We start from the raw sequence: 6,367 nt of genomic DNA, 5'->3' as shown, positions 1-6,367 counted from the left end.
CCCCCCCCCCCCCCCCCCCCCCCCCCCCCCCCCCCCCCCCCCCGGGAGTCCTTCCGGCGCGGTCGGTCGCCCGATCCGGCCGGACCTCATTCCGTCTGGTGATCGTGACCCGCCCCGCTCTCCTCCGGCCATTCGAGCTTGAACGCCTGCTTCAACTCCGAGATCTGGCCCGGCGACAGCAGGCGCGGGTTCAGGCCGCGCAGCAGCAGGTGCAGCTTCGCCGTCTCCTCCAGCTCCTCCGTCGCATAGACCGCCGCCTCCAGGCTCTCGCCCGCCACCACCGGGCCGTGATTGGCCAGCAGCACGGACGAATAGCGGCCGGCCAGGCCGCGGATGGCGTCGGCCACGGCCGGGTCGCCCGGCCGGTAATAGGGCACCAGCGCGGTCGCCCCGACGCGCATCAGGTAATAGGCGGTCAGCGGCGGCAGCACCGCCCTGGGGTCGATCCCCGGCAGCATCGACACCGCCACCGAATGGGTCGAATGCAGATGCACGATGGCGCGGGCCGAGCCGCGCGTCTCGTACAGCGCGCCGTGCAGCGGGATCTCCTTGGTCGGCTTGTCGCCGGACAAAAGCCGCCCCTCGGCGTCGAGCCGGGACAGCCGCGCCGGGTCGAGGAAGCCCAGCGAGGCGTTGGTCGGCGTCACCAGCCAGCCGCCATCGTCCAGCCGCAGGCTGATATTGCCGGAGGAGCCCGGCGTCAGCCCGCGCTCGAACAGCGAACGGCCGAAGCGGCAGATGTCCTCGCGCAGCCTGGTCTCGTCCATGGGTCCTTCCTCCGAATGCGGTCAGGCGGTGGCGCCGGGGATCAGTTCGAAGCCGAGATCGACGATTGCCGGCGGCTCGCGGCCGCAGACCAGCCGGGCCCCGACCTCCCCCATCCGCACCCGCGGCGAGCGGATGGTGGAGAGCGGCTGCGGCAGCGCCTGGCCCAGGTCGAGCCCGTTGAAGCCGAACAGCGCCACTTGGTCCGGTACGGCGATGCCCCGGCTGAGGCACAGGAAACAGCCGCCCATCGCCATGTCGTCATTGGAAAAATAGACCGCGTCGACCCCGTCGGCACCGTCGCCACGGTCGAGGATCCGCGCCAGCCCCTCGCGCCCGGAGGCGGCGGAGGACCGGCCCGGCAGGATCTCGGTCGCGACCAGGGCCGCCGGGCTTTCCGACAGCGCCTCGCGGAAGCCCTCGAACCGCTTCGCCGCGCGCCGGTCCCGGCCGAGATCGTGGCCGACAAAGGCCAGGCGCCGATAGCCGCGCTCGACCAGATGGCGGGCGCTGGCCCGCCCGGCCGCCCGGTTCGACAGGCCGACGACGATGTCGAGCCCGGCGCCGTCGAGATCCATCAGCTCGGCCACCCGGATTCCGGCATTGGCGAGCATCGCCCGGCTGCGGTCGGTGTGCTCCAGCCCGGTGACGATCAGTCCGGCCGGGCGCCAGGCCAGCATCGCCTCGATCAGCCCTTCCTCCCGCGCCGGGTCGTAGTCGGTGACGCCGACCACCGGCCGGAACCCGGCCGCATCCAGCACGGCTTCGGCCCCGCGCAGCACGTCGGGAAAGACGATGTTGGCGAGCGACGGGATGATCACCCCGACCAGGTTCGAGCCGGCCGAGGACAGGGTGCCGGCCAGGCGGTTCGGCACATAGCCGAGGCGCCGCACGATCTCCAGCACCCGGTCGCGCGTCTCCGCGGCCACCGGCCCGCCGCGCAGCACCCGCGACACGGTGATCTTGCTGACCCCGGCGGTGCGCGCGATATCCGCCAGCGTAATGCCCCTGGGATCGGGCCTTCGTGTGCGCGCCATCAGGACCCTCTGCGTCGACTCGGCCCCCATCATCCCTGCATCCCGGGTGCGAGCGGAAGCCCTCGCACCGTCCTGCTTCTGCCGCCTCTCAGCCCCGCCCTTGACGTCGCCGTCAGCTTCGCCCATGAATATTGATACCGATATCATTCCAGCGTCGTGAAATCCAATCTTTTGGCTGGATCTGCGGCGATCCAGAAATGATACCGGTGTCAATTGTCCGCCACGGACGAGCCGAGGGAGGGAGAATGACCGTCCAAGCCATGCCGTTGCCGCGCGACGCGGCGGGAGCCATCGAAAAGCGGGTCTACCGCAAGGTGTTCTGGCGCATCGTGCCGTTCCTGATGCTGTGCTACGTGGTCGCCTATCTCGATCGCGTGAATGTCGGCTTCGCCAAGCTGCAGATGTCGCAGGACCTCGGCTTCAGCGAGGCGGTGTTCGGCCTGGGCGCCGGCATCTTCTTCGTCGGCTACTTCCTGTTCGAGGTGCCGAGCAACGTCATCCTGCACCGGGTCGGCGCCCGGATGTGGATCGCCCGGATCATGATCACCTGGGGCATCGTCTCCGCCGCCTTCATGTTCGTGCCCTCGGCGCCGTGGTTCTATGCCCTGCGCTTCCTGCTGGGCTTGGCCGAGGCCGGCTTCTACCCCGGCATCATCCTGTACCTGACCTACTGGTACCCGTCGCATCGCCGGGCCAGGATCATCGCCGTGTTCATGGCCGCGATCCCGGTCTCCGGCATCTTCGGCAACCCGCTGTCGGGCTGGATCATGGACGCCTTCCACGAAACGCACGGCCTGGCCGGCTGGCAGTGGATGTTCCTGATCGAGGCGGTCCCGGCCGTTCTGATCGGCCTGGCCGTTCTGTTCGTGCTCGACAACAGCGTCCGCGAGGCGAAATGGCTGACCGATGAGGAGAAGGCGGTGATCGAGCGCGAGATTGCAGCCGATGCCAAGGGCAAGGACAGCCCCGCCTCGCTCGGCGCGGTGTTCCGCGACGGCCGGGTCTGGCTGTCCTGCTTCATCTACTTCGCCTTCGTCAGCGGCCAGTACGGGCTGACCTTCTGGATGCCGACCCTGGTCAAGGCGACCGGAGTCAGCGGCAACCTCAACATCGGCCTGATCAGCGCCATCCCGTTCCTGTGCGCCGTCGTCGCCATGATCCTGTTCGGGCAGAGCGCCGACCGGCGCCGCGAGCGCCGCTGGCACCTGGTGATCCCGGCGGTCATGGGCGCGATCGGCTTCGTCGTCGCGGCGACCGCCACCGACAGCACGATCGCGATCGCCTTCCTGTCGCTGGCCGCGGCCGGGGTCCTGACCTGTGCGCCGCTGTTCTGGTCGCTGCCCACGGCCTTCCTGCACGGCGCCGCCGCGGCGGCCGGCATCGCCATGATCAACTCGATCGGCAACCTGGCCGGTTTCGTCAGCCCCTATGCCATCGGCCTGTTGAAGGACCTGACCGGCAGCACCGAATTCGGCATGTATATGCTGGCGGTGATGCTGGTGCTGGGCGCCGCCGCCGTCCTGACCACCCCCGCGAAGCTCGTCAACCGCTAGGATCCGGACTGGGAGACTCGACAATGACGAAACCGATTGGCCGCGCCGCCGTGATCGGGCTGGGCTCGATGGGGCTGGGCATGGCCCTGTCGCTGCGCCGGGCCGGCTTCGAGGTCGCCGGCTGCGACCTGTCCGCCGCCGCGGTCGAGCGCCTGGTCGAAGCCGGCGGCACCGGCGCCGCAACCCCGGCCGAGGCCGCCGCGGGCGCCGACATCGTGGTCTCGGTCGTGGTCAACGCGGCCCAGACCGAATCGGTGCTGTTCGGCGAGACCGGCTGTGCCGCGGCGATGCCGGAAGGCGCAGTCTTCGTATCATCCGCGACCATGGCGCCGGAAGCAGCCCGGGCCATGGCCGAGCGGCTGGAGGCGACCGGCCGGCACTATCTGGACGCCCCGATCAGCGGCGGCGCCCAGCGCGCGGCCGAGGGCGCGCTGACCATCCTCGCCTCCGGCAGCCCGGCCGCCTTCGCCGCAGCCCGGCCGGCGCTCGACGCCATGGCAGCAAAGCTCTACGAGCTCGGCGACGCCCCGGGCACCGGCGCCGCCTTCAAGATGGTGAACCAGCTGCTGGCCGGGGTGCACATCGCCGCCGCCTGCGAGGCGATCGCCTTCGCCGCCCGCCAGGGCCTCGACATCCGCAAGGTCTATGAGGTGATCACCGCCTCGGCCGGCAATTCCTGGATGTTCGAGAACCGCATCCCGCATGTGCTGGATGGCGACTATGCGCCGCGCAGCGCCGTCGACATCTTCACCAAGGATCTCGGCATCGTCATGGACATGGCGCGCAGCGGCAAGTTCCCGGTGCCGGTGGCCGGCGCGGCGCTGCAGATGTTCCTGATGACTGCCGCCGCCGGCATGGGCCGGGACGACGACGCCTCGGTCGCCCGGCTCTATGCCCAGATCGCCGGCCTCGACCTGCCCGGCGCGAAGAAGGAGGGATAGATGCCGCGCTTCGCCGCCAATCTCAGCATGATGTTCACCGAATGGGACTTTCTCGACCGCTTCGACGCGGCGGCCGGGGCGGGTTTCACCGCGGTCGAGTACCTGTTCCCCTATGAGCATCCGCCCGAGGCGATCGCCGACCGGCTGTCGCGCAACGGCCTGACCCAGGCGCTGTTCAACCTGCCGCCCGGCGACTGGGCCAAGGGTGAGCGCGGCCTGGCGGCCCTGCCCGAGCGGGCGGACGAGTTCCGTGCCTCGGTCGCCACCGCCCTGACCTATGCCGAGGCCACCGGCGTCGGCCGCGTGCACATGATGAGCGGCAACGCCGACCCGGCCGATCCACTGGCGCAGCAGGCTTGGCATGATGCAGTGTCCTTCGCCGCCGAGGCCTTTGCGGCCAAGGGCGTCGACGTTCTGCTGGAGCCGCTGAACACCCGCGACATGCCGGGCTATTTCCTGGGTGACTTCAACCGGGCCGCGACGCTGATCGGCGAGCTTGGCCTGCCCAATCTGAAGCTGCAATTCGACTGCTATCATCGGCAGATCCTGCATGGCGACGTGACCATGGCGCTGCGGGCGCTGCTGCCGATCGCCGCCCATGTCCAGATCGCCAGCGTGCCCGGCCGGCACGAGCCGGATGTCGAGGAGCTGAACTACCCGTTCCTGTTCCAGGAGCTGGAGCGGCTGGGCTATGCCGGCTTCATCGGTTGCGAGTACCGGCCCCGCGCCGGCACTCTCGAAGGGCTCGGCTGGTTCGCACCCTATGCCGGCCGCAAAGGATGAGGAGGAGACGATGACCCTCGCGCTCGGCTGCGTGGCCGACGACTACACCGGTGCCTCCGACCTGGCGAACACCCTGTCCAAGGCCGGTCTGCGCACCGTCCAGACCATCGGCGTGCCGCGCGACGACCTGGATCTCCCGGCGGTCGACGCGGTGGTGGTGGCGCTGAAGAGCCGGTCGATCCCGGCCGTCGATGCGGTGGATCGCAGCCTGGCGGCGGCGCGCTGGCTGCGCGGCCGCGGCGCCGGCCATGTGCTGTTCAAGATCTGCTCGACCTTCGATTCGACCGATGCCGGCAATATCGGCCCGGTGACCGACGCGCTGCGGGCCGAGATCGGCGCCGGGCTGGCCCTGGTCACCCCCGCCTTCCCCGAGACCGGGCGGACGGTCTATCTCGGCCATCTCTTCGTCGGCACCGTGCCGCTGCATGAGAGCCCGCTGAAGGATCACCCGCTGAACCCGATGCGGGATTCCAACCTGGTGCGCGTGCTGGGCCGGCAGAGCCGGGCGCCGGTCGCCCTGCTGCCGCTGGCCACGGTGGAGGCCGGGCCGCAGGCGGTGCGCGATGCCCTCTGGCAACGCGCGGCCGAGGGCGCCGGCGCGGTGATCGCCGACGCGGTGCTGGACCGCCACCTGGAGACGCTGGGCGTGGTGGCGCTGGACCAGCCGGTGTCGACCGGCGCCTCCGGCCTCGGCCTCGGCATCGCCCGAGCGCTGGTCGCCGCCGGCCGGATCACGGCTGCGGGCACCGGCCAGGCGCCGGCCCCGATCGGCGGCCCGGCCGCGATCCTGGCCGGCAGCTGCTCGCAGGCGACGCTGGGCCAGATCGCGGCGGCGGAGCGGAGCATGCCCGTCCTGCGCCTCGACCCGGAGGCGCTGGCCGGCGATCCCGATGAAGTCGGACGAGCCTTGGCCTGGGCCGAGCGCCATCGCGCCGAGGGTCCGGTGCTGATCGCCAGCAGCGCGCCGCCCGAGCAGGTGGCGGCGGTGCAGCGGAAGCTCGGCCGCGACGCCGCCGGCCACGCCATCGAGCAGGCGATGGCGCGGATCGCCCTCGGCCTGGTCGAAGCCGGCATGCGCCGGCTGGTGGTGGCGGGCGGCGAGACCTCCGGCGCGGTGGTCGACGCCCTGGCCCTGCCCGCCTTCCGCATCGGCGCCGAGATCGCCCCGGGCGTGCCGGTGCTCTATGCCGTCGGGCAGGAGCCATCGATGGTGCTGGCCCTGAAATCCGGCAATTTCGGCGGCCCCGACTTCTTCGCCGACGCGCTCAGGGCGATGCCCAGAGCCAAG

At 70.9% G+C, this 6,367-nt stretch carries 6 protein-coding genes; 4 read left to right on the top strand and 2 right to left on the bottom strand.

Going from position 1 to position 6,367, the window contains the following annotated elements:
• Window positions 1-86: 86 nt before the first annotated feature.
• Entirely contained in the window at window positions 87-767 is a 681-nt protein-coding gene (otnC, locus tag AAHM41_RS37985) for a 3-oxo-tetronate 4-phosphate decarboxylase (RefSeq protein ID WP_342241830.1), read from the bottom strand.
• Window positions 768-788: 21 nt separating this feature from the next.
• Entirely contained in the window at window positions 789-1,802 is a 1,014-nt protein-coding gene (locus AAHM41_RS37980) for a LacI family DNA-binding transcriptional regulator (RefSeq protein WP_342241829.1), read from the bottom strand.
• 245 nt (window positions 1,803-2,047) lie between these two features.
• Here AAHM41_RS37980 and AAHM41_RS37975 point away from each other — a divergent pair, with 245 nt between their 5' ends.
• The 4 genes from AAHM41_RS37975 to otnK form a co-directional block, all read left to right on the top strand.
• Window positions 2,048-3,355 (top strand): MFS transporter, encoded by a 1,308-nt coding sequence (locus AAHM41_RS37975; protein ID WP_342241828.1) that lies wholly within the window; start codon window positions 2,048-2,050, stop codon window positions 3,353-3,355.
• Window positions 3,356-3,378: 23 nt separating this feature from the next.
• Window positions 3,379-4,296: an L-threonate dehydrogenase gene (ltnD, locus tag AAHM41_RS37970; RefSeq protein ID WP_342241827.1), complete on the top strand. Its 918-nt coding sequence runs from the start codon at window positions 3,379-3,381 to the stop codon at window positions 4,294-4,296.
• Window positions 4,297-5,079, top strand: coding sequence for a 2-oxo-tetronate isomerase (gene otnI / locus AAHM41_RS37965; RefSeq protein ID WP_342241826.1), 783 nt, complete (start codon window positions 4,297-4,299; stop codon window positions 5,077-5,079).
• Between the two features lie 10 nt (window positions 5,080-5,089).
• On the top strand, window positions 5,090-6,367 hold a 1,278-nt coding region (otnK, locus tag AAHM41_RS37960; protein WP_342241825.1), incomplete at its 3' end, for a 3-oxo-tetronate kinase.

It is taken from the genome of Inquilinus sp. OTU3971 (assembly GCF_038440215.1).
This window is presented reverse-complemented; position numbering and strand designations above follow the sequence as displayed.

What these genes read in the sequence shown, in the direction of transcription:
- otnC (WP_342241830.1), bottom strand. Translation starts at nt 767, where the DNA reads ATGGACGAGACCAGGCTGCGCGAGGACATCTGCCGCTTCGGCCGTTCG.
- AAHM41_RS37980 (WP_342241829.1), bottom strand. Translation starts at nt 1,802, where the DNA reads ATGGCGCGCACACGAAGGCCCGATCCCAGGGGCATTACGCTGGCGGAT.
- ltnD (WP_342241827.1), top strand. Translation starts at nt 3,379, where the DNA reads ATGACGAAACCGATTGGCCGCGCCGCCGTGATCGGGCTGGGCTCGATG.
- AAHM41_RS37975 (WP_342241828.1), top strand. Translation starts at nt 2,048, where the DNA reads ATGACCGTCCAAGCCATGCCGTTGCCGCGCGACGCGGCGGGAGCCATC.
- otnI (WP_342241826.1), top strand. Translation starts at nt 4,297, where the DNA reads ATGCCGCGCTTCGCCGCCAATCTCAGCATGATGTTCACCGAATGGGAC.